Here is a 24072-nt window from a genome sequence, read left to right on the forward strand (position 1 = left end):
TTACTGTTTAAAACAACTTGTTCCAATCAACAAACCAAATCCCGGCTGCTAGAAATAAAAATAGACAACTAAATGTAAATGTAATCCCTCTAAAAATCCCTATATAATATTTCTTTGGAAATAATTTTTTGTATATCCAGAGCAGCCGCTTTCCTATTAAACCGAAAAACAGAATATATCCTGATGTGTAATCTAATATATTAATAAAATAGTCAACATATATCCTTTTTATAAAAGAGTTATTGTTAGGTTAACCTTAGAAAACTACTACTCAATTTACCTATAAATAATACTGTCTCTCTTTTTATTCGTATACTTTCCTTTTTCTAATTTTATATGAATTTTCAAAAGCATATGAATAACAATGAAAAGAATTATTTGTTGTACATACATTCCAATAATACTTGATAAATCTATCATTACGAATACATATTCCAATGCAATTGGAACTAGTAAATACGCCAAAGTAAACCAACCACCAAATTTAATATTTACAATAGCTGCAAATAGAACTACTATTCCAACAAGAATGAAGCTTTCTGTCGCAGTAAATTTAATAAATGTTGTACCATAAAAATTATTTAATAATGCAATACTGAAAATTGATAAAAACCATATCGCACCTGTTATATACATAATTAAAAATTCAGTTCTTTTACGCTTAAATGAGGCTGTTCTCATGCCCCATATTAATACACTAATTCCTACAAAAATCATAATCAGATATCCGATTAATTCAATTAAAGAATAAGACAAACGATGGTCGGCTTCACTAAAAAATACACTCTTCATCATCGTGAATGCTAATAAATTTATAATAAAGTAAAGCAATAATTTATAATTCCCTTTTTTATCAACTTCCATCTCTTTGGCAAGTTGATTTGCATACTCTTTTGGAGCATGACCGAATATATCATTTACACTCTTCCCTCTCTTTTCTCCTTCTATTAAATGAACTTCCGCATCTTCTATAAAGGAAATAATATCAGCTTCTCTAATGCCCTTCGTTCGTAAATACCCTTGAGTATCATCTAAAAACTTTTGTCCTTCATTCGATAGCACTTTTATCACTCCCTTATTTAACCGTTTCTCTTCTATTCGTCTTCATCATAATTTCAAGGAAAATTAAAATAAACAAACTTCCGCATAAACATATAATTTGAAATAGCATTGGCATAAGATCTTCAGATGTAAATGTTTTAAACATTAACATCATAGAAAGCGGAATGATTAAATATAAGTTTTTAAACCATCCTTCAAAATATATATTTATAGCTACTGTGATGATAAAAATCCCACCAGCTAATATATAACTTTGGACTTCGGTGAATGTGAGCATTTTTGTAGGATATATCACATCTAATATCGTAACAGCTCCTAATAAAAACAATGGAGCAATCATAACTAAAGACCACATAGAAAACCATGTTTTTGTAAAGCTTGTGACGAAGGTCATTTTGCGAAGTAGAAAATTAGGACCCATAACAACTAAAATCAATGAAAAACTGTAACCGATACACTGAATAAGTGAAATCTGTAACATTCCATTACTCACTATTAAGATAGAAGCAATAATCCAAAAAGATACGATATTCATTACTGTAAAACCAATTTGCTTCCACGTTTCCTGTCTATCTCTTTCCATCACTTTTACAAGTTCATTTGCATATTCTTTCGGTGAGCTTCCGAAAATATCTTCTACACTCTTCCCCTCACTCTCACCTTCTATTAAATGAAGTTCTGCGTCTTCTAAAAAGTTTTCAATATCACTTTCTTTCACACTCTTTGCCGTCAAAAATAATCTCATATCTAACAAAAACTTTTGTGCTTCACTTGATGACATTATTTTCTCCTTCCCTTCCCTTCAAGTAAACGTTCTACACTACTTTGCATCGCTTCCCAGCGATCCATAAATTCATCAAGTGCTTCCTCGCCTTTTTCTGTTAATGTGTAATATTTTCTCTTTGGACCAGATGGAGATTCCTTCATTACGCTTGTTATTAATCCTTCTTTTTGCATTCGTATTAATAACGGATAAATACTTCCCTCACTCGCCATTGTAAAACCATACTTTGCTAGCTTCTCACTCATTTCATAACCGTATATTTCGCCTTCAGAAATAATAGCAAGTAAGCATCCTTCTAAGATCCCTTTCAGCATTTGACTTGTCGACATAATTCAAATCCTCCTACTATCTTGTTTTACAAGATAGATAAGCGTAAGTATCTTGCTTTACAAAATAGTATAGCAAAGACTATTTTGCAAAACAAGATAGCTAGCGATATTTTTTCCAAATGTTTGCAGGAATTTCATTATAACCTCTCTAAATAGTGCACTATGAAAACTTTATTATGAAGGGATGTTTTTCATCATGGTTACAAATCGAGTTGTCTTTTTAACAGGTGCTGCGAGTGGTATTGGATATGAAGTGGGAAGTACTTTTGCAAAAGAAGGTGCAAAAGTTGTGATTACTGATCGTCTTGAAGAACGTGCGAAAGAAGCTGCTGAACAATTACAAAATGAAGGTTTTCAAGCTATCGGTTTAAAATGTGACGTTACATCTGAAGAGGAAATTACAGCAGCAATTTCTCAAACAGTTGATCATTTCGGTTCATTAGATATATTAATTAACAACGCAGGAATGCAACACGTTTCACCCATTGAAGACTTTCCAACTGAAAAGTTCGAGCTGCTAATTCAAATTATGCAAATTGCTCCGTTTATCGCAATTAAGCATGCCTTTCCGATTATGAAACAACAAAAATATGGTCGTATTATTAATGTCGCTTCTATTAACGGCCTGGTCGGGTTTGCTGGAAAAGCTGCCTATAATAGTGCAAAACATGGCGTAATTGGATTAACAAAAGTTGCCGCTTTAGAAGGTGCTACGCATGGTATTACTGTTAATGCCCTTTGCCCTGGTTATGTCGATACCCCTCTTGTACGTAATCAACTACAAGACTTAGCTACTACACGAAATGTACCACTTGAAAATGTTTTAGAAGATGTTATTTATCCACTCGTCCCACAAAAGCGCTTATTACAAGTACAAGAAATCGCTGATTATGCTATGTTTTTAGCGAGTGAAAAAGCTAAAGGTATTACTGGTCAAGCTGTCGTTATCGATGGTGGCTATACTGCTCAATAAAAAATAAAGTTTGCTCAAGAAGAGCAAACTTTATTTTTTATTGCGAGGATCTTCGTACTTTAGTAATTGCCGCGGGAGCTTCTCAATTGCAACAATTACCCCCTCTAATTTACTTTCAATACGGTGGAGTAAATATAATGTTACAACAATTGGAAACCCTACATTACCTATCATCTTGATCCACTCTTCCATCCTCTTCTCCTCCTTTCATTATATAAGTAAGAGAAAACACTGCATTTAGGCATAAAAAAACAAGCTATTATGTATTAGCCTGTTTTTCAAATAATGATGCAATTTCTCGTTTATAATCCCCGCTTATAATACCTTTCTCAGTAATAATTCCTGTAATTAATTCGTTCGGTGTTACGTCAAATGCAGGGTTATAAACATTCGTTCCAATTGGTGCTACTTGTTTTCCAAAGATTTTCGTAACTTCTGTTTCATCTCTTTCTTCAATAATTATTTCGGCTCCAGTTTCTTTCGTAACATCAAATGTTGACAGTGGCGCAGCAACATAAAATGGGATATCAAAGTGCTTTGCTAAAATAGCTAAATTCATTGTCCCTATTTTATTTGCCGTATCTCCATTTGCGACAATTCGATCCGCCCCTACAATAATTGCATTTATTTCTTTCGTTTGAATAGCATGAGCTGCAGTATTATCTGTAATAAGGGTCACATCAATATTTGCTTGCTTCAATTCCCAGGTCGTTAAGCGACCACCTTGTAAAACTGGTCTCGTTTCACACGCATATGCATGTAAACGCACACCTTTCTCTTTTCCAATATAAAAGGGAGCTAATGCAGTTCCATATCTGGCAGTTGCGATACTTCCAGCGTTACAGATTGTTAAAATATTATCGCCATCTTTAAAACATGTTAACGCATATTCCCCAATATTTCGGCACACCTCTTCATCTTCCTGCTGAATGCGAAGCGCTTCTTCTTCTAATGTTTTTTGTGCTTCTTTTATTGTAGTAATCTCTCGAATAGATTCTCTCATACGATCAATTGCCCAAAATAAATTTACTGCTGTCGGGCGTGACGTTCCTAAATAATTACAATCTCTATTAAACTTCTTTTGAAATTCTTCAATATGTACAATGTTATATTTTTTTGATGCAAGCGCTAAGCCAAATGCAGCTACAATTCCAATTGCAGGCGCTCCTCGTACTTCTAACATTATGATGCTTTTCCAAACCTCTTCAATAGTCGTCAATGTTTTGTATTCTGTGCTATGCGGCAATTTCGTTTGATTTAATACCGCAATTGCATCACCTTTCCAGCTTACAGATCTCGGAACAGTAACAATTGTACTCACGCTTTTACGCCCCCTGAAACTGTCTGTTGAAATAATGTTCGAAACAGTTGAATATCAGCACTTTTAGATTCATATTTTATTAGTTCTTTACCTAAGGATAGCGCTTGTTTCTTAGCTTGAATTCTTGTTTCTTTATTTTCTATTTCATCTAAATCTGCTACATGAGCTAAACCAATTGTTCTACGAATCAGTTCACATCCGGCAAATCCAACTGCATCAGTAAAGATATTTTGCAAAATAATTGGTAACCATTGTTTTTCTTTCGTATATGCTTCTACACCTTCTCCAATCCATAACTTTGTAAAAGTTTCTACAAAATAACTCCACGTCTTTTCTATATGGAAAAATAGTACACTTCTTTTCTCTTCTTCTCTAGATAAAGCATTTAATAATAGATTTGCAATAAATTGACCTATGTCAAATCCAAATGGGCCATAGGTCGCAAATTCTGGATCAATCACTTTCGTTTCAGAAGGTGACGAAAAAATACTACCAGTATGTAAATCACCATGAATAAGAGTTTCTTTTCTTGTTAAGAACTTATATTTATATTGTGCTACTTTTAGTTTTAAAGTTTTATCACTCCAAAGTTCATCAACCACGAGCTGTAAATCTGGCTCATAATCATTTGTATCATAATGTCCAAACGGATCTGTAAACACTAAATCCTCTGTAATTTTACAAAGATCCGGATTTACAAAGGTACCTTCTAGTACCCTCTTCTCTTCTGATTGTAAACCAAAATCTGAAGTGTAAAATAAAACATGTGCTAGAAAACGGCCGATATGCTGGGATAAAAGCGGATATTCTTCTCCGCCTATTAATCCTTTTCTTGTAATTGTTAGTCTTGATAAGTCTTCTATTACCGTTATCGCTAACTCTTCATCATGACTGTACACTGCTGGAACATAATCCGGTACATACTGCGCAAAAATTTGTAAGGCCTTACTTTCAATCGTTGCTCTTTTTATAGACAATGGCCAGCTTTCACCAACTACTTTCGCATAGGGCAGTGCTTGTTTTATTATAATTGATTTCTCTCCATCATCTAATTTGAACACGTAATTTAAGTTTCCGTCTCCAATTTCATGACAAACGACATTTGCCTTCGCTTCAAAATAGCCATGATCTTTCGCATATTGTACAGCTGTTATTTCTGTTAATGAATAATATCCCATCGTCTTCTCCCCCTTTTTAAATTCAGAGGTTTTTCTAACATAGAAAAACCTCTTTCCACTAAGAAAGAGGTTTGAAGTTTATCTTCTCCCCTCTTATCTGCCAGAAAGTTTTACTTTCTGCTGGAATTAGCACCGTGCCTTTTGGCGTAATAAACGCCCCATTTCACAATGGTATTACGGTCGGTTGCTGGGCTTCATCGGGCCAAATCCCTCCACCTGCTCTTGATAAGAGTTGTATAATTTTTTGAATTTTTAACTTTATGTTGAAGACTATACCAAGAATAAAAATCACTTGTCAACATTTTATTTGTATAATTCTGGACGACGATCCGCAAAAACTGGAATTCCTTTACGTACTTCTTTAATTTTCTCGAATACAAGCTCTCCAAATAAAATTGATTCTTCTTCATTTGCTTCTACAACAACCTCGCCCCAAGGATCGACAATTAAAGAATGACCGGCAAACTCATTATTCGGATCCTTTCCTGCCCTATTACAGGCAACAACATAACATTGATTTTCAACTGCTCTTGCTTGCAATAGCAAACGCCAATGTGCTAAACGAACTAATGGCCATTCTGCTACAACAAATAAAACTTTTGAACCTTTTGCAGTATGAACGCGCATCCACTCTGGAAAACGAATGTCATAACAAATTGTGCCGGCGCACTCTACATCATCTAACTTAAATTCACCTGTACTATTTCCAGCGATTAAATATTTATGTTCATCCATAAGCTGAAATAAATGCACTTTACTATATTCATTGACTAGTTCTCCTTCCTTGTTTACCACATACATTGTATTTGTAACACCTTGCTCTGTTTGCTTCGCTATGGAACCACCAACAATATGTACACCATATTGTTTCGACCATTCTTTCAACTTTTCTTTCGTTTCCAATCCATCCCTATCTGCAATTTCAGAAAGTCTTGCTAAATCATATCCTGTTGTCCATAATTCTGGTAAGACAATAACATCCGGTCTCTCCTTCATCGCTTCGCTTATTTTATTTTTAGCATTCTCAATATTTTTTTCTACATCCCCAAAAACAATATCCATTTGAATACATGCGACTTTCATTTTTTCAGCCCCATTCTTATTTTTCTCTTTACAAAATACTGGAAAGATTATATCATTTGTCACTAGAATTGTAACAACTTTCAAAAGAGGTGGAAAGTATGAAATTATTTCAACCTTCTGAGATAGTAACATCATTGCCAACACAATTTTTCGCTTCACTTGTTGCAAAAGTTAACAAATTCGTTGCAGCTGGTCACGATGTTATTAATCTAGGTCAAGGTAATCCAGATCAACCAACACCGCAGCATATCGTAAAAGCTTTACAAGATGCTGCAGAAAAGACCATTCATCATAAATATCCGCCATTTCGCGGACATGAAAGTTTAAAAGAAGCCGTGGCAACATTCTATCAACGTGAATATGATGTAATAATAAATCCGAAAACTGAAGTTGCTATATTGTTTGGTGGAAAGGCTGGATTAGTAGAATTACCAGTTTGTTTTACAAACCCTGGTGATTCGATTCTCGTTCCAGATCCAGGCTATCCAGATTATTTATCAGGAGTTGCTTTAGCAAAAGCACAATTTGAAACAATGCCGCTTATTGCAGAAAATAACTTTTTACCAGATTACACAAAAATTAATAACTCTATTGCCGAGCGTGCAAAATTAATGTTTTTAAACTATCCAAATAATCCTACAGGTGCTACTGCATCAAAAGATTTTTTTGATGCAACTATTCATTTTGCTAATAAACATAATATATTAGTGGTTCATGATTTTGCTTACGGTGCGATTGGATTCGATGGTCAAAAACCTGTTAGTTTCTTGCAAGCAGACGGTGCTAAAAATACAGGTATTGAAATTTACACTCTATCGAAAACTTTCAATATGGCTGGATGGCGTATTGCTTTTGCAGTAGGGAATGAAAGTGTCATTGAAACCATTAACTTATTACAAGATCATATGTATGTTAGTATTTTTGGTGCAGTTCAAGATGCTGCCCGCGAAGCACTATTAAGTTCACAGTCTTGCGTAATAGACCTTGTAAATAGTTACGAATCTCGACGAAACGCTCTTATTTCGGCTTGTCAATCAATTGGTTGGAATGTAAACATTCCAACAGGGTCATTCTTTGCATGGCTTCCTGTTCCAAAAGGATATACCTCTGAGCAATTTGCTGATATTTTACTAGAAAAAGCACATGTTGCAGTTGCTCCTGGTGTTGGATTTGGTGAACATGGCGAAGGGTATATCCGTGTGGGTCTCTTGCATACAGAAGATAGATTACGGGAAGCCATTAATCGAATTGATAAATTAAATTTTTTCAAAAAGTAATTGACAACATGAAAAATATCTGACAAAATTCAGTTATCTTAAAAATTTAAACATTTCTAAATACTTCTTATCAAGAGCAGGTGGAGGGACGAGCCCGACGAAACCCGGCAACCGATCTACAATTGTAGACACGGTGCTAATTCTCGCAGCATTACGCTGACAGATAAGGAGCTGGTTGTAAAAAAACCTCTCCTTAGCTGAGAGGTTTTTTTATTTAACTAGGAGGTTATAACAATGAGCGGAATTATAGCGACGTATTTAATCCATGATGATTCACATAACTTAGAAAAAAAGGCTGAGCAAATTGCACTTGGTTTAACAATTGGCTCTTGGACTCATTTGCCACAATTATTGCAAGAACAATTAAAGCAACATAAAGGCAACGTCATTCATATTGAGGAATTAGCTGAAAATGAACATACAAATTCGTATTTACGTAAAAAAGTAAAACGCGGAATTATTAAAATCGAATATCCGTTATTAAACTTCAGTCCAGATTTACCAGCAATTTTAACGACTACATTTGGAAAGCTATCCCTTGATGGCGAAGTAAAATTAATTGACTTAACTTTTTCAGATGAGTTAAAAAAGCATTTTCCTGGTCCTAAGTTCGGTATAGATGGTATTCGAAATCTTTTACAAGTGCATGATCGTCCCCTTTTAATGAGTATTTTTAAAGGAATGATTGGACGAAATATTGGGTATTTAAAAACGCAATTACGCGATCAAGCAATTGGTGGTGTAGATATAGTAAAAGATGATGAAATATTATTTGAAAATGCATTAACACCACTTACGAAACGCATTGTATCTGGAAAAGAAGTTTTACAATCCGTATATGAAACATACGGACATAAAACGTTATATGCCGTAAATTTAACAGGACGAACTTTTGATTTAAAAGAAAATGCGAAACGTGCAGTGCAAGCTGGAGCTGATATTCTATTATTTAACGTATTTGCTTACGGACTAGATGTACTACAATCACTTGCAGAAGATGATGAAATCCCAGTTCCTATTATGGCACACCCTGCTGTAAGTGGTGCTTATTCAGCATCTAGGTTATATGGAATTTCATCTCCATTATTACTCGGAAAGCTACTACGCTATGCTGGGGCTGACTTTTCATTATTCCCATCTCCATACGGAAGTGTTGCGCTAGAAAAAGAGGAAGCTCTTGCTATCTCAAAATATTTAACTGAAGACGATGCATTTTTCAAGAAGAGCTTTTCTGTTCCGTCTGCTGGTATTCACCCTGGTTTCGTTCCCTTTATTGTACGAGATTTCGGTAAAGATGTTGTTATTAATGCTGGCGGCGGGATACATGGACATCCAAATGGAGCGCAAGGCGGTGGTAAAGCTTTCCGTACTGCAATTGATGCTACTTTGCAAAATAAACCACTCCATGAAGTAGATGACATAAATTTGCATAGTGCACTACAAATATGGGGAAATCCCTCTCATGAGGTGAAATTATGAGTATTCAAGTATTTTGTGATTTCGATGGCACGATTACAAATAATGATAACATTATGTCCATTATGGAAAAATTCGCACCACCAGAAGCTGAAGAAGTAAAGAATAGAATTTTATCACAAGAGCTATCTATTCAAGAAGGTGTTTCTCAATTATTTCAATTAATACCTACTCATCTGCACGATGAAATTATTCAATTTTTAATAGAAACTGCTGAAATTCGTAATGGTTTTCATGAATTTATACAATTTATAAATGAAAATAACATTTCTTTTTACGTTATATCAGGTGGAATGGATTTCTTCGTCTATCCACTCTTACAAGGACTCATTCCAAAAGAGCAAATTTACTGTAATGAAACAGATTTTTCAAATGAATACATTACGGTGAATTGGCCTCATCCTTGTGATCATCATTGTCAAAATCATTGCGGATTATGTAAATCATCACTCATCCGTAAATTGAGTGATACGAATGACTTCCATATTGTGATTGGAGATTCAATTACTGATTTACAAGCTGCGAAACAAGCAGATAAAGTATTTGCTCGTGACTTCCTTATTACAAAGTGTGAAGAGAATTATATTGCTTATACACCGTTTGAAACATTCCATGATATTCAAAATGAATTAAAACATTTGTTGGAGGTGAAATTATGAAACAACTTTTTCGTCAATGGTATGACTTAAGCGAGATAAAAAAAGAATTAACAACACGAAATTGGTTTCCGGCAACGAGTGGTAATATTTCTATAAAGGTTAGTCATGAGCCCCTTACTTTTCTTATTACAGCAAGTGGTAAAGATAAAACAAAAACTACTCCAGATGATTTTCTATTAGTAGATCATTTAGGGGGTCCCGTATTAGAGACTGAATTACGCCCGTCAGCAGAAACAGTATTGCATACACATATTTATAACAATACAAATGCCGGGTGCGTACTTCATGTTCATACAACTGATAACAATGTCATCACAAATTTATATAATGATGCAGTCACCCTTCAAAATCAAGAAATTATTAAAGCTCTCGATATTTGGGAAGAAGGTGCAACAATTCACATTCCTATTATCGAAAACCATGCCCATATCCCAACGCTTGGAGAAAACTTCCGAAAGCATATAAAAGGTGATTCAGGAGCAGTATTAATCCGTAACCACGGTATTACCGTATGGGGCCGAGATAGCTTTGATGCAAAGAAAAGATTAGAAGCTTATGAGTTTTTATTCCAATTTCATATAAAACTATTATCAATTCAAGGAGGCGTTTCTAATGGCGCAAATTCGTATTCATGAAGTAAATACTCGCATTGAAAATGAAGTGGAAGTATCTAAATTTCTACAAGAGGAAGGCGTTTTATATGAGAAATGGAACATTTCTAAACTTCCTACTCATTTAAATGAAAATTATTCGTTAACAGATGAAAACAAAGCTGAAATATTAGCTGTTTTTTCAAAAGAAATCGCTGATGTTTCAGCAAGTCGAGGTTATAAAGCACATGATGTAATTTCACTTTCAAATAGCACACCTAACCTTGACGAATTATTAATTAATTTCCAAAAAGAACATCATCATACAGATGACGAAGTTCGCTTTATCGTCAGTGGTCATGGCATTTTCGCTATTGAAGGCAAAGATGGGAAATTCTTTGATGTTGAACTTGAGCCAGGCGATCTCATATCTGTTCCTGAAAATGCAAGACATTATTTTACCTTGCAAGATGATCGTCAAGTTGTAGCTATTCGTATTTTTGTGACAACTGAAGGCTGGGTTCCAATCTATTAAGGTAGTTAGTTGAATAAAAGGACTTGGACCCCCTTTTCCAAACTTTTATTCACTCTACATATATACATCCTCCTATGGAACAGGCTTATTTCATTTTTGAAATAAGCCTGATTTTTTATTTACTCAAAAGTACCACTTCATCACAAATTTAACACCTTGATTTTTCAAGTATATTTTTTGAACATTTTTTGAATATTTATTGAATTTTTTCTGAAAATTCTGTTTTGTATATGATATACTACAATTAATTAAGAAGGAAAATAATATCGCAAACAGAGGGGGATAATCATGAGCTTACTTATCGCACTTATACTTGGGGTTACATGTGGAGCATTTCCAGTTATTTTAGGAGCTATTATGGAAGAGTTAGAAATTGGTGTTTTAGGATTTGTCGCATCTTGTGTAAGCGCTTTATTGTTTGGTTTATTCGGCGCTATTCCTGTTTCAATTCTGTGTGCTTTTTATATAATACGCCATGCTCGTACAAAACAATTGGGTCCTAATCACATCGCACAAATTATCCCATTCCCGGTTGAACGATGCCGCCGCGCTTCTAACTTATAATTATAAAAATTAAAGATGACTAAATAAATAAAAGTCCTCAAATGAGGACTTTTATTTATTTTCTTCTAGAAATTGAAACAATTCTTGTAGATGTAGGGCATCTTCACCATAGCTAACAGATACATGAAATATACCGTCAATCTCAGCTTGCATATAAAGATCCACTCCATCACGATCATATTTCAATGCCAAATAAAACTCCATTTCTTCTAACATCTTTTTTGAGGTTCGAATTACATAATGCCCCTTCTCATCTCTTCCATATTCAAATTCTGGTTCAAAATCATACTTTTGTTTAAAAGCTTCTTTTTGTTTTTCATTAATTTTCATACAAGTAGCTCGCTGTACAGTATCAATCATCTCATCAAACTTTTGAAGGTCCACCTCGTTTACCCCCTTATATATTTTTTATATAATACTTGTGTTCCACTATTTTCTTCTCCATCCTTAATTAACTCTTCATACAATTCTTTCGCCATACTTAAGCCCGGGACTGATAATTGTAATTTTTCTGCTTCCTCTAAAGCAATTTTAATATCTTTCATAAAATGCTTTACATAAAATCCCGGCTCAAAGTCTCCTTTTAACATTCGAGGAGCTAAATTACTTAATGACCAGCTACCTGCTGCCCCTGTTGAAATGCTCTCTAACACTTTATCTGGATTCAGTCCAGCCTTCTTCGCGTAAGCAACAGCCTCACATACTCCAATCATATTGGAAGCAATCGCAATTTGATTGCACATTTTTGTATGTTGTCCACTCCCAGCTGGTCCTTGTAATTGAATGTTTGTTCCTAACTTTTCAAGTAAAGGTAAGCATCTATCATATATTTCTTTCTCTCCACCTACCATAATTGCGAGTTTTGCTTCTTTCGCACCAACATCTCCTCCTGAGACAGGTGCATCTAACGTATATATATTTTTGCTTTTTGCAACTTCATTAATGCGTTTTGCTAAGGTAGGTGTAGATGTCGTAAAGTCAATTGCTATCGTACCTTCTTTTGCATGTTCTATAATTCCTTCTATACCAAAATACACTTCTTCTACATCATGTGGATATCCAACCATTGTCATTACAATATCAACTTGCTTCACTAACTCTTTTGGCGTATCACACCAATGTGCACCATCTTGCACTAAAGAATCTGTTTTTGCTTTCGTTCTATTATATACATATACTTTATGACCATCTTGCATTAAGTGATAAACCATACTTTTTCCCATTACGCCAATACCAATGAAACCTATTGATAAAGTTTTATGTTCCATTTTCTCATCCCCTTTGTTCTAATAAATCATTTACCATCTTTCGGAACTCTTTATTAAAGTCATCATCCATACTATTTTTCACATTTGAAAATAACATAACAAAAGTTCCTTTTTCTTTATTAAAATTATTAAAAGTGTTCCAACCAGATAATACACCATGATTATGAAAATAATCTGCATATATATAAAAACTAAATGCATATTTCCGTTCTGCTGAAGGTGAAAACATTGCTTGTATACTTTGTTCAGAAAGAAGTTTTCCATTTATAATTGCTTCGTCTAACTTCTTCATATCTCCAACTGTCGTATACATCTCACCACAACCATATAGCCAATCCATGCCTAACTTCTGCGCTGGTACAAGCTCTTGATCTTTTTTCACATAACCCTTTGTAAAATTTTTATCGCCAGGTACCATATTTCCCATACCGGATTCATGCATATCTGCTTTTACAAATATGTTTTCTTTTATGTAATCTCCTAAAGGTTTTTTCGATATATGTTCTATTATATAAGCAAGCACCATATAATTATAATCTGTATATCTCCAACCTGTTCCTGCAGGAAATTCTAAATTTTGACGTCCGATCCAATTAATTAACTGTAAACGTGAAGCAGCATTAACATTGCCTTTTGCGTGTTCAGGTAAACCAGAGGTATGTGTTAATAAATGATATAGCGTAATATTTTTATTCTCCGGAAATGAAGGAATATATTTATTTACATTATCTTGAATATTCAATTTCCCTTGTTCTTGCAGCTGTAAAATAGATGTGGCAACAACTGTTTTCGTAATAGAACCGATACGATATTTTGTTTGAGGCGTATTCTCAATTTTATTTTGAACATCAGCATAGCCATATCCTTTATTCAATATAACATGCTCTTTATCTGTTACCAAAACTGTTCCATTAAATTGCTTTCCGACTAAATATTGATCTAATTTTTGAGATATGCTAGCATAATCAATTTGTTGCTCTTCTTTTTCTTCTATATTCCCTTGCACTTCTGGTTCAATAGTAGGGTTCACCTTAGTTGTTAATACTGTGTTTTCCTTTATATTGGGGCTAACAAGAAAATAGTATACTCCGCCGCCAACTATAGCAGACAGTGAAGCCATTATCATTACTTTTTTTATCATGTCGATCCTCCATAATTCCTTCGCTAAAAATTGTCCCCCTATTCTATTATCAAACAATAAAAAAAAATCGCAACAATTTGTTGCGAAAAATTACATTTTTTCTTTTCTGTACACACATACTTGATTCTTTCCATTTTTTTTCGCTTCATATAAAGCAATGTCCGCTCGTTGCATTAATTCTTCTCTTGTAGTTCCTTGTTCATATAACGCAACTCCAAAGCTAGCTGTTAGCTTCGAAATTCCAGTGAATTGCTTTGTTTCAATGAAGAATCGTAATGACTCCGCAACTTGAAATGCTTCCTTTTCTACTGTATTTGTCACTAATATAATGAATTCTTCTCCTCCCCATCTTGCAAATACGTGTTGCTGCTCCACTTTAGATTTCATAAGCTCTGCAAGTTGTATTAATGCCAAATCACCAAAATCATGACCATATGTGTCATTAACTGTTTTAAAATTATCTATATCAAATAAAATGATTGCTATTTTCTCATCACTACGTATTACCTTTTCCCACTCTACCTCTAGTATTTGTTGAAACTTTAAACGATTATAAATCTCTGTCAATGAATCTACCATAGCAAGTCTTTCTTGTTCTTGATAGATTTCATCTAATTCTGTAATTTCCGTGCATTTTACAATAAATCTTGATAAATCTTCTGGCAATGGTGTCGCACGTAATAGAAAAGTAGATACTTCCCCTTCATAATTTGACATCTTAATTCTTCTACCACTTGATAAAGTATCGTCTAGCCATGTTATATCATGCGTCGTCGAGTAGTATCCATTTTCTCTAATAAAATGTTCAGCAAATACTAAATGTTGCTCACGATAGGCAAACAAATTTTCATATCCGAAAAAAGTTAAAAAATTTGTATTACAATCAACAATTTCATCATCTTCTACTATAAATAATAAATCATTTTGAAAATCAAACATCGTTTGAAGCAGTTCCTGTTGCAAACTAACTTGCCTTACTAAAGAAAGTTGATACAAACTCTTATTCACTTCTTCTAATACTGCTTGTGGAGTTACAGGGGCTATTACAATATTACGTATTCCTAATGCAAGTACATCTGTAAATTCTTTTGTTATTTGTTGATCCCAAATGACAATGAATGTACTTTGCGGGGTATACATATTCTTTATATATTTGATTTGAGAATAATCTGTTACATACATAATTATAATGTGCGGTTTCGTTCTTTGAAATAATAGTTCGCCCTCTTCAAAATTATTTGCTATAAACATACATTTTGGATGGATATTTTCTATCGTTTGTTGATGCTTACATCCATTTTCTATATAAAGGACATTTAACTGCAAATCTTGTAACACATTTTGGAAAACCGTATTCTCTAATAAAAAATGTAGTATGTTCATCACTAGTCTTCACTCACTTCATATATCTTGTTCTACTGAATTCCTCACAAACATTTTTAAAAGACTGTTCTCTAATAAACTTTAATTTGCGAGAGATACATATTAACAAGCTAATTGAGAATGTTATCTTCCCTTTTCACTCTATAAATTCCTTTTTTAGTGTATGATTATAGGAATTATATCGTTTGTATGAATGCCCTAGCTTATTTCTTAAAACTTGACAATTAAAATAAAGATATTATATTCTTAAATTCGACAACTTACAAAATGTAAGTAATATACATTGCGTTTTCTTGATAATTTTATATACAATTTGGAGGATATATAATGACAAACGACAACTTTTTTAACGTTTTATATGAACGCACATCTACACGTGCATTCAACCCAAATAAAGAAATCTCATCTACAGAATTGCATGAGATTTTAAAAGCCGCAGCACAAGCACCTTCCGCTTGGAACTTACAACACTGGAAATTCCTTGTTTTTCAAGGTGAAGATGTACAAAAACGATTACACCCAATAGCTTATAACCAACAACAAATTCTTGATGCTTCTGCAGTAGTCGCTATTTTAGGTGATTTAGAAGCTTATAAAAATGTTGAGCCAGTATATGGTCCAATTGTAGAACAAGGATTTATGAAAGAAGAAGCAAAAGAACGCTTAGCTAAAAATATTGAATCTGCATATGCTCGTGAACAATTCCCGAGAGATGCTGCCTTTTCAAATGCATCTTTAGCAGCAATGCAACTTATGCTTGCAGCTAAAGCAACTGGTTGGGATACTTGTGCTATTGGTGGCTTCAATCCACAAGCACTGACAGACGAATTTAACGTTTCATCTCGTTACGTTCCAATTATGCTTATTACAATTGGTGAATCAACTTTAAAAGGTCACCCTGCACCACGTATGAGCGTAGAGCAAGTGAGTGAGTGGGCAAAATAATAAAAAACGAAGGTAACTACATTACCTTCGTTTTTTATTTCCTGTCATACTTTTGTAATATTACTACAAATCATTCGACATTTATACTTATAGAAAAGTATATTCTATTCCTTTATCATAAACAAACGTGACGTTTTGTGTCGAATTTTGTTAAGGTATTGAAATATACCCGTGTGTTTTTATTACAATTGTGATACAATGATAACAAATAGATAACAAGAGAGGGATTTTCATTGAGTTCATACGGAAGCTTGATCGCACTTTTATGTTACATAGTAACTGTACTGCTTCTATATTTTATTGGTGATGCCGCAAACATCTCCATTTTACAATTCCCAAAAGAAGAAGCATTTCAATTAGAATCAGAAAAACATACTGCACGATCCATCGTACCACTACTCCTAGCTCTTCCTGTATATATCATCGTTTTATATAAAAGTAAAAAAGTGTAAAGGCTACCCATTTCGTTTATTTTGGTGGTTTTTACATTTTTTTGTTATATTACCCCTATTTTAAACATCATTCCATACTAAACACCCAGCTAGTCATTTAAAATGAGAAAATCCCCTAGAAAAAATTCCACTCTCTGTCCAGTCACTAACTACCGAACTTACATAGATTATAAGTGTGAAGGGGGTGATGAGGATTATGTTTGGATCATTTGGATGCTGTGATAACTTTAGAGACTGTCATCATCGTGAAAGAGAGTGCGACCATCGTGACCATCGCGAGAAAGAGAGAGAGGTAAAACCACAACAACCAGCTGTATGTAACGTACTTGCTAGCATTTCAGTTGGAACAGAGCTTTCTCTTTTAAGCATTAAAGGTATCGGATCTTTCAACGATGTAATTTTTGAAGGTTTCGCTAACGGTGTTGCTCTTTTCTCCGCTTTAGCTCGTAACAATAATGATAAAGATAATAAAGACGACAACAAAGATGATAAGCACCGTCAACGTAATACTTTTAATGGTATTTTACGTGTATGCCCAACTGATATCGTTGCTATCGCTATCTAGTTCTGTGTCTTATCCTCTATAGTAAGAAAACAAGATTTACTTTTCTCATAGAAAAAACCTGAGACCGATTTCAAATCGACTCAGGTTTTTTTATTAATTATATGCTTTTAACTAGTTCAACAACTTCTTCAGCAGTTGACATCATTAATGCTTTTTCTGCTAATGTTTCCATTTCTGCTTTTGACAACTTGCTTAGTTGTGTTCTTGCAGGAAGAATAGATGTTGCACTCATACTGAACTCATCTAAACCTAATCCTAATAATAATGGGATAGCAAGTGAATCTCCCGCCATCTCACCACACATGCCAGCCCATTTGCCTTCTTTATGAGCAGCATCGATAACCATTTTTACAAGACGTAAAATAGATGGGTTATATGGTTGGTATAAGTATGATACTTGTTCGTTCATACGGTCTGCAGCCATTGTGTATTGGATTAAATCATTCGTTCCAATAGAGAAGAAATCAACTTCTTTCGCGAATTGATCTGCTAATACTGCTGAAGCTGGGATTTCAACCATCATACCAACTTCAATAGAATCAGAAACAGTTGTACCCGCTTCTACAAGTTTCGCTTTCTCTTCTAATAAAATCGCTTTCGCTTGACGGAACTCATCAAGAGTTGCAATCATTGGGAACATAATTTTTAAGTTGCCGTATACGCTAGCACGAAGTAATGCACGAAGTTGTGTACGGAACACATCTTGCTCATCAAGACATAAGCGAATTGCACGGTATCCTAAGAATGGGTTCATTTCTTTTGGTAAATGTAAGTATGGAAGCTCTTTATCTCCACCGATGTCAAGTGTACGAACAACGACTGGTTGACCTTCTTTTACACCTTCAAGAACTGCTTTATACGCTTCGAACTGCTCTTCTTCTGTTGGAAGATTGTCACGGCCCATGTATAAGAATTCTGTACGGTATAAACCAACGCCTTCTCCACCATTATCGATAATACCTTGTACATCATTTGGTGTTCCGATATTTGCAACAAGCTCAACGTGATGTCCATCACTTGTTACAGTAGCTTGGTCTTTTAATTTTGCCCATTCAATTTTTTGCTCTTCAAATTTCGCTTTCTTTTCTTCAAACGAACGAAGAGTTTCTTCTGATGGGTTTACAATTACTTCTCCATCTAAACCGTCAATGATAACGATATCGCCGTTTTGGATTTTCTCCATAACAACTTTTGTACCAACAACAGCTGGAATTTCCATAGAACGAGCCATAATTGCAGAGTGAGATGTACGTCCACCGATATCAGTAGTGAAACCTTTTGCATACTTACGGTTTAACTGAGCTGTATCAGATGGTGTTAAATCTTCAGCAATGATGATTACCTCTTCAGAAATTGTACCAGGATTTGAGAAGTTAATTCCTAGTAAATGTGCAAGAACGCGTTTTGTTACGTCACGAATGTCTGCAGCACGTTCTTTCATATATTCGTTATCCATGTTTTCAAACATAGAAATAAACATTGATGCAACTTCATCCATTGCAAATTCAGCATTTACTTTTTCGCTATTCACTTTATCTTTTACTGGGTTTACTAGTTCTGGATCATTTAACACTAATAAATGTGCTTCAAAGATCGCAGCTTTGTCAGCTCCTAGCTCAGCAAATGCGTGGTCTTTAATAGCTTCTAATTCAGTTTTTGCTTTCTCAAGCGCAGCGTCTAAGCGTGCAATTTCTGCAGCTTCGTTTGTAATTGATTTCTTTTCGATGTTAAATTCAGGATTTTCAAGTCTGAAAGCCTTTGCAATAGCAATCCCACTTGATGCAGCGATCCCTTGAATGTTAAGAGTCATTATTCTCCTAATCCTTCGTTTTTCATAGTTTCTTCGATAGCTGCTAGTGCTTGAGCTGCATCATCACCATTTGCAGTGATTTTAATTTCTGCGTTTTGTTGAATACCTAAAGACATTACGCCCATAATTGATTTTAAGTTAACGTTCTTTCCGTTATACTCTAAGTTAATGTCAGAACCGAATTTGCTTGCAGTGTTTACAAGTAGAGTTGCTGGACGAGCATGAATTCCTGAGTCGCTAGTTACTTTAAAGATTTTTTCCATGATAATTTATCTCCTTTAAATTACAGTATTTTTTAGTTGTATAGACGTGAGTACTACATCATCTATTGTATATAATAGGCGATGTTCGGTCAACCACATCGCCTATTATAATTATAAACATTTTGCGTCAAATTCCTACTGAATGTCAATAATAGCGGTTTCGCCCTTCTTAACATTTCCATCTTTTTTCAATTCGACTTGTTGCCCTTGTTGTAAGTTTGTAAAGACAATTGGTGTAATGATAGATGGTGCATTTTCTTTTACAAATGCAAGATCTACTTTTAATAATGGTTGGCCTTGTTTCACCTTGTCGCCTTGTGCTACAAGCGCTTCAAAACCTTCACCATTTAATTTTACAGTATCAATACCGAAGTGGATCAAAATTTCTTTTCCGCCTTCAGATTGAATACCAATCGCATGTTTTGTAGGGAATACATTAACGATCTCACCGTTAACTGGAGAAACTACTGTTCCTTCAGTTGGCTCAATTGCAAATCCATCTCCCATCATTTTTCCTGAGAATACTTGGTCAGGTACTTCTGTAATTGGTAAGATTTTCCCTTCAATTGGTGATACAATTGTTTCATTTTCATCAACTTTTTGAGGAGTTTCTTCCACTTTTACAGGTTCTTCTTTTTCAGCATGAGGTGTACGACCTGACATAATATCATGAATTTGTGATTTTAACGTGTCAGATTTCGGTCCGAAAATAGCTTGAATGTTATTTCCAACTTCAAGTACACCAGCTGCTCCAAGTTCTTTTAAGCGGTCTTTGTTTACATTCTTTTGTTCGTTAACTTGAACACGTAAACGAGTAATACAAGCATCTAAAGAAGCAATGTTTTCTTTACCACCAAGTGCTACTAATACTTCACGAGGAAGTTCGCCTGCTTCTGCTTTTCCTGCACCGTCATTCGCATTTGCCTCTTCACGACCAGGTGTTTTTAGATTCCATTTACGGATTGCAAAGCGGAATCCGAAGTAGTAAATAACTGCTAGTACAAGACCAACAATAATTACCCACCACCATGCTGTACGGCCTGGTAGTACACCGAATAATAGGAAGTCAATTAAACCACCAGAGAATGTCATACCAATTTTAACACCTAAAATTTGCATTGTCATAAATGATAGACCAGCAAATACAGCATGAATTCCGAATAATACTGGCGCTACGAATAAGAATGAAAATTCAAGTGGCTCTGTAATACCTGTTAAGAAAGATGTTAATGCTGCAGAACCTAAAATACCTGCTGCTAATTTTTTATTTTCTGGACGTGCTTCATGATACATTGCTAAAGCTGCTGCTGGAAGACCGAACATCATGAACGGATACTTACCAGTTGTAAATGTACCTGCCGTTAATTCTACACCGTCTTTTAACTGTGCCATAAAGATTTTTTGGTCACCACGGATTAATTCGCCAGCTGCATTTGTATACTGACCGAATTCGAACCAGAACGGTGAATAAAAAATGTGGTGTAGTCCAAATGGAATTAATGAACGTTCAATTAAACCGAATATAAATGCTGCGATTGTTCTATTCGCATCAATCATTTGATGTGAGAACGTGTTTAAGCCACCTTGAATGTATGGCCAAACGAAGCACATGATAATACCTACTATTAAAGAGAATGTTGCAGTTGCGATCGGTACGAAACGCTTACCTGCAAAGAAACCTAAGTATGATGGTAATTCAATGTTGAAGTATTTATTATAGCAATATGCCGCTACTATACCGACGATAATACCACCAAATACCCCTGTTTGTAGCGTCGGAATACCTAATACGTTTGCATACGCTGGATCTGCAAATCCAATTTTTACTGGGTCTGCTCCAGAACTTGTTACTTTCACTAGCTTATCTACTTCTAAGAACACACTCATCGTTTTGTTCATAATTAAGTAGCCGACGAATGCTGCTAAACCAGCTACTCCGTCTCCACCAGCTAAACCAATTGCTACCCCAACTGCGAATAATAATGCAAGGTTAGCGAAAATAATATCACCAGATTGTTCCATAATTTTTGCAACCATTACGAACCAATCTGCTTTTAAAGCAGGAATAACATTTGTTAACTGTGGATTTTGAAATGCATTACCAAATCCAAGTAAAATACCTGCCGCCGGTAAAATCGCTACTGGAAGCATTAACGCTTTTCCGACTTTTTGAAGAACACCAAAGATCTTCTTAAACATGGAAACCCTTCCTCTCTTATCTATATTGATACCTTCCGACAAACGCCAAAAAGACATGAGGAAAAAAAGATAGAACGATAGCTATACAAAGGGTAGTATATCCCTTTCTCTAGCTTACATTCCTTACTTTTCTCCACTCATGCCTGATCGAATCAGTAACACGTGTCAAAAATAGGTTTACGTATAAGTTCACTATAATTAAGGCAAACGTTTTCGTTACTCTCCTTAATCTGTTTGTCGAAATTTGTATAACTTTGCAATAGTTATTATACATAACTATTGTAAGCGATTCAATCATTTTTTTTAACGTTTTCATTTTAGACAAAAATATATGACTTTTTACACATGCTCTGCCTTTACTAAGCGTTGCAAGTGCATCGTTAAATAAATACTTTCAGCTTCATATACAGGTAGTTGCAACTCTTTTTGCATGACCTTAACTAGCTTCCAAGCCACGTTATAGCAAACTGGATACTCCGCCTTTAATAAATCAGCAAAACTTTGCGATTCCTCTACTTTTTCTCCTTTTTTCACCCTCTCAATAGCATATTGAAGATGACGAATAAGGCGTAAATAATGAATGCTCTCTTGATCTAATGTAATTTGTAAGTTTGTCTCAATTAAAGATACAAGTTGTGCAATGAGACGGGAGTTTTGATTAACTGAAGATAAATCAGAATTTGTAAGCGAACTGTAAATGTGAAGTGCAATAAAACCAATTTCTCCTTCTGGCAATGTAATTTGCAAACGAGAATTTAAAAGTTCTACAACACCTTCAGCAATTTCATATTCCTCTGGATACAGCATTTTTGTTTCAACTAAAAAAGGATTATCAATTGTAAGTCCTTGTTTTAACCTTTTAATTGCAAATGAAATATGATCTGTTAACGCAATATGAATATGTTCATTTAGTGGAGATTTTGCTTTTTCTTGAATGTACAGCATAATATCGTTCATCAATTCAATTAATTTTTCACTAACATGCGGCACTAATAATTTATATTGTTCACGATCACGTTCATTTTTTAAGACAAACATTTTTTCGATTTGTTCTTGCTCCAATACATCTTTCGCTTTTTTCCCAAATCCAATTCCTTTACCAATCACTACTACTTCCTCGTGTTCAGGATGGCTAGCAATGATGACATTATTATTTAAAACTTTTTTAATTTCTAGATAATTATTCATATAACACCACCCTCGTACTTAAATAGCCTACTTTTATGTTACAGAATATTCTTCTTTGTCGTCAATGTAAAACATCTGCCATTTAATAAAAATTCATTTTTTAGACATGTTTATATATGATGCGTATAATGTAAGAGCAACTGTACATAGAAAGGAGATAACAACATGATTAAAATGTTTGTAAGTGATATCGATGGTACAATGATGCAACACGGAGGTCTTATTGATGAGCAAGATGTTGCGGCACTACGCAGCCTCGCCGAGCAAAATGTTATTCTTTGCTTCGCTTCCGGAAGACTTGATAATGAAATTGCAGACTTAATGAAAGCTGTAAATACAAATTTTCATCGTATTAGTGTAAATGGTGTTTTTGTATATACACATGAAAATAAACAACTATTATCTGCAACTTTTGATTCCAGCATACTTCCCGATTTGTTAGCTATGACGAATGAAAATCCTTATTTCCGTTATGTAAGTGATGAGCATAATTATTACATTGAAGAGAAAACACCTTTTATTCAAGAACTTGAACAACAAGTAACAATGACTTCTGTTGAAGAACCAAACTTACTACAGAAGATTGATGATACAATTTTCCCAAATAAAATTTCTGTCGGTGGAACAAAGGAGAGCTTACAACTCCTTCAGAAAAAAATTGATGAAAAATTCCACGGGAAAGTTAGTACTTTCATCTCAGCAGAACAATGTTTAGATGTAATGCCACCGAATGTTAGTAAAGGCTCTGCCATTTCTGTTTTATTAAATGAGTTTCAAATAAAACCTGAGGAAATTGCTTGTATAGGGGATTCTTACAATGATATTCCTATGTTTTCTTTAACTCCTCACAGTTTTGCTATGTCGCAAGCCGATGATGCAGTGAAAAAACACGCTCACTATGTAGTAAATCACGTCAAAGATGCTGTTAACCACGTAATTGCTCATAATAAAAATACGACTCATTCCTTATAAGGATGAGTCGTATTTTTATTTCTTTACATGTTATCCATTTTCATTTCCACTGTAC

27 protein-coding genes and 2 riboswitches are annotated in these 24072 nt (G+C 34.5%); of the genes, 11 read left to right on the forward strand and 16 right to left on the reverse strand.

From position 1 onward, the window contains the following. Positions 1-7: 7 nt before the first annotated feature. The 4 genes from AC0ONG_RS18840 to AC0ONG_RS18855 are packed head-to-tail and all read right to left on the reverse strand — an operon-like array spanning position 8 to position 2175. Positions 8-232, reverse strand: coding sequence for a DNA-binding protein (locus AC0ONG_RS18840; RefSeq protein ID WP_370541918.1), 225 nt, complete (start codon positions 230-232; stop codon positions 8-10). A 44-nt stretch (positions 233-276) separates the two neighbouring features. Further along, on the reverse strand, positions 277-1062 hold the full coding sequence (locus AC0ONG_RS18845) for a DUF1129 domain-containing protein (RefSeq protein WP_098829294.1): 786 nt from the start codon (positions 1060-1062) through the stop codon (positions 277-279). Positions 1063-1075: 13 nt separating this feature from the next. Then, the gene (locus tag AC0ONG_RS18850) at positions 1076-1843 is read right to left on the reverse strand and encodes a DUF1129 domain-containing protein (RefSeq protein ID WP_000098920.1); all 768 of its coding nucleotides are present in this window, start codon (positions 1841-1843) and stop codon (positions 1076-1078) included. After that, a complete protein-coding gene (locus AC0ONG_RS18855) occupies positions 1843-2175 on the reverse strand; it encodes a PadR family transcriptional regulator (RefSeq protein WP_000107977.1) in 333 nt (110 codons plus the stop codon). Before AC0ONG_RS18855 ends, AC0ONG_RS18850 begins: the two co-directional genes overlap by 1 nt. Before the next feature lie 196 nt (positions 2176-2371). Between AC0ONG_RS18855 and AC0ONG_RS18860 the strand changes: the two genes are divergently transcribed. After that, positions 2372-3148: a 3-hydroxybutyrate dehydrogenase gene (locus AC0ONG_RS18860; RefSeq protein ID WP_000258453.1), complete on the forward strand. Its 777-nt coding sequence runs from the start codon at positions 2372-2374 to the stop codon at positions 3146-3148. Between the two features lie 30 nt (positions 3149-3178). On the opposite strand, the gene AC0ONG_RS18865 is transcribed toward AC0ONG_RS18860, so the two are convergent. From AC0ONG_RS18865 to AC0ONG_RS18880, 4 genes are all read right to left on the reverse strand, one after another. After that, complete coding sequence (locus AC0ONG_RS18865) at positions 3179-3340, reverse strand: YvrJ family protein (RefSeq protein ID WP_000393338.1); 162 nt, start codon at positions 3338-3340, stop codon at positions 3179-3181. 67 nt (positions 3341-3407) lie between these two features. Then, positions 3408-4469: an S-methyl-5-thioribose-1-phosphate isomerase gene (mtnA, locus tag AC0ONG_RS18870; protein ID WP_000104607.1), complete on the reverse strand. Its 1062-nt coding sequence runs from the start codon at positions 4467-4469 to the stop codon at positions 3408-3410. Further along, positions 4466-5647 (reverse strand): S-methyl-5-thioribose kinase, encoded by a 1182-nt coding sequence (gene mtnK / locus AC0ONG_RS18875; protein WP_000542670.1) that lies wholly within the window; start codon positions 5645-5647, stop codon positions 4466-4468. The genes mtnA and mtnK overlap by 4 nt, the downstream gene beginning before the upstream one ends. Before the next feature lie 90 nt (positions 5648-5737). After that, positions 5738-5879, reverse strand: a riboswitch (SAM riboswitch). A 71-nt stretch (positions 5880-5950) separates the two neighbouring features. Further along, positions 5951-6814: a carbon-nitrogen family hydrolase gene (locus tag AC0ONG_RS18880; protein WP_002162505.1), complete on the reverse strand. Its 864-nt coding sequence runs from the start codon at positions 6812-6814 to the stop codon at positions 5951-5953. A gap of 14 nt (positions 6815-6828) precedes the next feature. On the opposite strand from AC0ONG_RS18880, the gene AC0ONG_RS18885 reads away from it, so the two are divergent. From AC0ONG_RS18885 to AC0ONG_RS18910, 6 genes are all read left to right on the forward strand, one after another. Continuing rightward, on the forward strand, positions 6829-8007 hold the full coding sequence (locus AC0ONG_RS18885) for a pyridoxal phosphate-dependent aminotransferase (protein ID WP_000765505.1): 1179 nt from the start codon (positions 6829-6831) through the stop codon (positions 8005-8007). Positions 8008-8071: 64 nt separating this feature from the next. Next, positions 8072-8177: riboswitch (SAM riboswitch) on the forward strand. Between the two features lie 64 nt (positions 8178-8241). Beyond that, on the forward strand, positions 8242-9486 hold the full coding sequence (mtnW, locus tag AC0ONG_RS18890) for a 2,3-diketo-5-methylthiopentyl-1-phosphate enolase (RefSeq protein ID WP_000014205.1): 1245 nt from the start codon (positions 8242-8244) through the stop codon (positions 9484-9486). Beyond that, entirely contained in the window at positions 9483-10142 is a 660-nt protein-coding gene (gene mtnX / locus AC0ONG_RS18895) for a 2-hydroxy-3-keto-5-methylthiopentenyl-1-phosphate phosphatase (RefSeq protein WP_000027470.1), read from the forward strand. Before mtnW ends, mtnX begins: the two co-directional genes overlap by 4 nt. Further along, positions 10139-10777, forward strand: a complete 639-nt coding sequence (locus AC0ONG_RS18900; RefSeq protein WP_000811319.1) for a methylthioribulose 1-phosphate dehydratase — start codon at positions 10139-10141, stop codon at positions 10775-10777. The genes mtnX and AC0ONG_RS18900 overlap by 4 nt, the downstream gene beginning before the upstream one ends. Beyond that, entirely contained in the window at positions 10755-11267 is a 513-nt protein-coding gene (locus AC0ONG_RS18905; RefSeq protein ID WP_000057322.1) for a 1,2-dihydroxy-3-keto-5-methylthiopentene dioxygenase, read from the forward strand. The genes AC0ONG_RS18900 and AC0ONG_RS18905 overlap by 23 nt, the downstream gene beginning before the upstream one ends. 288 nt (positions 11268-11555) lie before the next feature. Further along, positions 11556-11831, forward strand: a complete 276-nt coding sequence (locus tag AC0ONG_RS18910; protein WP_000054662.1) for a hypothetical protein — start codon at positions 11556-11558, stop codon at positions 11829-11831. A gap of 51 nt (positions 11832-11882) precedes the next feature. Here the strand turns inward: AC0ONG_RS18910 and AC0ONG_RS18915 are convergent, their stop codons facing one another. The 4 genes from AC0ONG_RS18915 to AC0ONG_RS18930 form a co-directional block, all read right to left on the reverse strand. Next, complete coding sequence (locus AC0ONG_RS18915) at positions 11883-12215, reverse strand: DUF3909 family protein (RefSeq protein ID WP_000365616.1); 333 nt, start codon at positions 12213-12215, stop codon at positions 11883-11885. A gap of 5 nt (positions 12216-12220) precedes the next feature. Further along, on the reverse strand, positions 12221-13099 hold the full coding sequence (locus tag AC0ONG_RS18920; protein ID WP_000400426.1) for an NAD(P)-dependent oxidoreductase: 879 nt from the start codon (positions 13097-13099) through the stop codon (positions 12221-12223). Between the two features lie 4 nt (positions 13100-13103). Continuing rightward, on the reverse strand, positions 13104-14240 hold the full coding sequence (locus AC0ONG_RS18925) for a serine hydrolase domain-containing protein (protein WP_000592890.1): 1137 nt from the start codon (positions 14238-14240) through the stop codon (positions 13104-13106). 90 nt (positions 14241-14330) lie between these two features. Beyond that, positions 14331-15623, reverse strand: a complete 1293-nt coding sequence (locus AC0ONG_RS18930) for a GGDEF domain-containing protein (RefSeq protein ID WP_001023182.1) — start codon at positions 15621-15623, stop codon at positions 14331-14333. A gap of 327 nt (positions 15624-15950) precedes the next feature. Between AC0ONG_RS18930 and AC0ONG_RS18935 the strand changes: the two genes are divergently transcribed. The 3 genes from AC0ONG_RS18935 (at position 15951) to AC0ONG_RS18945 (ending at position 17585) form a co-directional block, all read left to right on the forward strand. After that, complete coding sequence (locus tag AC0ONG_RS18935; protein WP_000180387.1) at positions 15951-16568, forward strand: nitroreductase family protein; 618 nt, start codon at positions 15951-15953, stop codon at positions 16566-16568. Positions 16569-16801: 233 nt separating this feature from the next. Further along, positions 16802-17020, forward strand: a complete 219-nt coding sequence (locus AC0ONG_RS18940; protein ID WP_000100493.1) for a hypothetical protein — start codon at positions 16802-16804, stop codon at positions 17018-17020. Positions 17021-17216: 196 nt separating this feature from the next. Beyond that, positions 17217-17585 (forward strand): DUF3915 domain-containing protein, encoded by a 369-nt coding sequence (locus AC0ONG_RS18945; protein ID WP_000468030.1) that lies wholly within the window; start codon positions 17217-17219, stop codon positions 17583-17585. Between the two features lie 97 nt (positions 17586-17682). Here AC0ONG_RS18945 and ptsP read toward each other — a convergent pair whose 3' ends face one another. From ptsP to glcT, 4 genes are all read right to left on the reverse strand, one after another. Next, positions 17683-19395, reverse strand: a complete 1713-nt coding sequence (ptsP, locus tag AC0ONG_RS18950; RefSeq protein ID WP_000174211.1) for a phosphoenolpyruvate--protein phosphotransferase — start codon at positions 19393-19395, stop codon at positions 17683-17685. Further along, positions 19395-19658, reverse strand: a complete 264-nt coding sequence (gene ptsH, locus AC0ONG_RS18955; protein ID WP_000411080.1) for a phosphocarrier protein HPr — start codon at positions 19656-19658, stop codon at positions 19395-19397. The genes ptsP and ptsH overlap by 1 nt, the downstream gene beginning before the upstream one ends. A gap of 135 nt (positions 19659-19793) precedes the next feature. Next, a complete protein-coding gene (gene ptsG, locus AC0ONG_RS18960; protein WP_000473175.1) occupies positions 19794-21857 on the reverse strand; it encodes a PTS glucose transporter subunit IIABC in 2064 nt (687 codons plus the stop codon). A 339-nt stretch (positions 21858-22196) separates the two neighbouring features. Beyond that, positions 22197-23045, reverse strand: coding sequence for a glucose PTS transporter transcription antiterminator GlcT (gene glcT / locus AC0ONG_RS18965; RefSeq protein ID WP_001067323.1), 849 nt, complete (start codon positions 23043-23045; stop codon positions 22197-22199). A gap of 165 nt (positions 23046-23210) precedes the next feature. Between glcT and AC0ONG_RS18970 the strand changes: the two genes are divergently transcribed. Further along, on the forward strand, positions 23211-24017 hold the full coding sequence (locus tag AC0ONG_RS18970) for a Cof-type HAD-IIB family hydrolase (RefSeq protein ID WP_000594250.1): 807 nt from the start codon (positions 23211-23213) through the stop codon (positions 24015-24017). Positions 24018-24072 lie beyond the last annotated feature (55 nt).

Source organism: Bacillus sp. TCT6 (assembly GCF_056033845.1).

What these genes read in the sequence shown, in the direction of transcription:
- AC0ONG_RS18935 (WP_000180387.1), top strand. Translation starts at nt 15,951, where the DNA reads ATGACAAACGACAACTTTTTTAACGTTTTATATGAACGCACATCTACA.
- AC0ONG_RS18945 (WP_000468030.1), top strand. Translation starts at nt 17,217, where the DNA reads ATGTTTGGATCATTTGGATGCTGTGATAACTTTAGAGACTGTCATCAT.
- AC0ONG_RS18855 (WP_000107977.1), bottom strand. Translation starts at nt 2,175, where the DNA reads ATGTCGACAAGTCAAATGCTGAAAGGGATCTTAGAAGGATGCTTACTT.
- AC0ONG_RS18930 (WP_001023182.1), bottom strand. Translation starts at nt 15,623, where the DNA reads ATGAACATACTACATTTTTTATTAGAGAATACGGTTTTCCAAAATGTG.
- AC0ONG_RS18885 (WP_000765505.1), top strand. Translation starts at nt 6,829, where the DNA reads ATGAAATTATTTCAACCTTCTGAGATAGTAACATCATTGCCAACACAA.
- glcT (WP_001067323.1), bottom strand. Translation starts at nt 23,045, where the DNA reads ATGAATAATTATCTAGAAATTAAAAAAGTTTTAAATAATAATGTCATC.
- AC0ONG_RS18865 (WP_000393338.1), bottom strand. Translation starts at nt 3,340, where the DNA reads ATGGAAGAGTGGATCAAGATGATAGGTAATGTAGGGTTTCCAATTGTT.
- ptsG (WP_000473175.1), bottom strand. Translation starts at nt 21,857, where the DNA reads ATGTTTAAGAAGATCTTTGGTGTTCTTCAAAAAGTCGGAAAAGCGTTA.
- AC0ONG_RS18920 (WP_000400426.1), bottom strand. Translation starts at nt 13,099, where the DNA reads ATGGAACATAAAACTTTATCAATAGGTTTCATTGGTATTGGCGTAATG.
- AC0ONG_RS18925 (WP_000592890.1), bottom strand. Translation starts at nt 14,240, where the DNA reads ATGATAAAAAAAGTAATGATAATGGCTTCACTGTCTGCTATAGTTGGC.
- ptsH (WP_000411080.1), bottom strand. Translation starts at nt 19,658, where the DNA reads ATGGAAAAAATCTTTAAAGTAACTAGCGACTCAGGAATTCATGCTCGT.
- AC0ONG_RS18910 (WP_000054662.1), top strand. Translation starts at nt 11,556, where the DNA reads ATGAGCTTACTTATCGCACTTATACTTGGGGTTACATGTGGAGCATTT.
- mtnK (WP_000542670.1), bottom strand. Translation starts at nt 5,647, where the DNA reads ATGGGATATTATTCATTAACAGAAATAACAGCTGTACAATATGCGAAA.
- mtnX (WP_000027470.1), top strand. Translation starts at nt 9,483, where the DNA reads ATGAGTATTCAAGTATTTTGTGATTTCGATGGCACGATTACAAATAAT.
- AC0ONG_RS18970 (WP_000594250.1), top strand. Translation starts at nt 23,211, where the DNA reads ATGATTAAAATGTTTGTAAGTGATATCGATGGTACAATGATGCAACAC.
- mtnW (WP_000014205.1), top strand. Translation starts at nt 8,242, where the DNA reads ATGAGCGGAATTATAGCGACGTATTTAATCCATGATGATTCACATAAC.
- AC0ONG_RS18905 (WP_000057322.1), top strand. Translation starts at nt 10,755, where the DNA reads ATGGCGCAAATTCGTATTCATGAAGTAAATACTCGCATTGAAAATGAA.
- AC0ONG_RS18900 (WP_000811319.1), top strand. Translation starts at nt 10,139, where the DNA reads ATGAAACAACTTTTTCGTCAATGGTATGACTTAAGCGAGATAAAAAAA.
- ptsP (WP_000174211.1), bottom strand. Translation starts at nt 19,395, where the DNA reads ATGACTCTTAACATTCAAGGGATCGCTGCATCAAGTGGGATTGCTATT.
- AC0ONG_RS18850 (WP_000098920.1), bottom strand. Translation starts at nt 1,843, where the DNA reads ATGTCATCAAGTGAAGCACAAAAGTTTTTGTTAGATATGAGATTATTT.
- AC0ONG_RS18860 (WP_000258453.1), top strand. Translation starts at nt 2,372, where the DNA reads ATGGTTACAAATCGAGTTGTCTTTTTAACAGGTGCTGCGAGTGGTATT.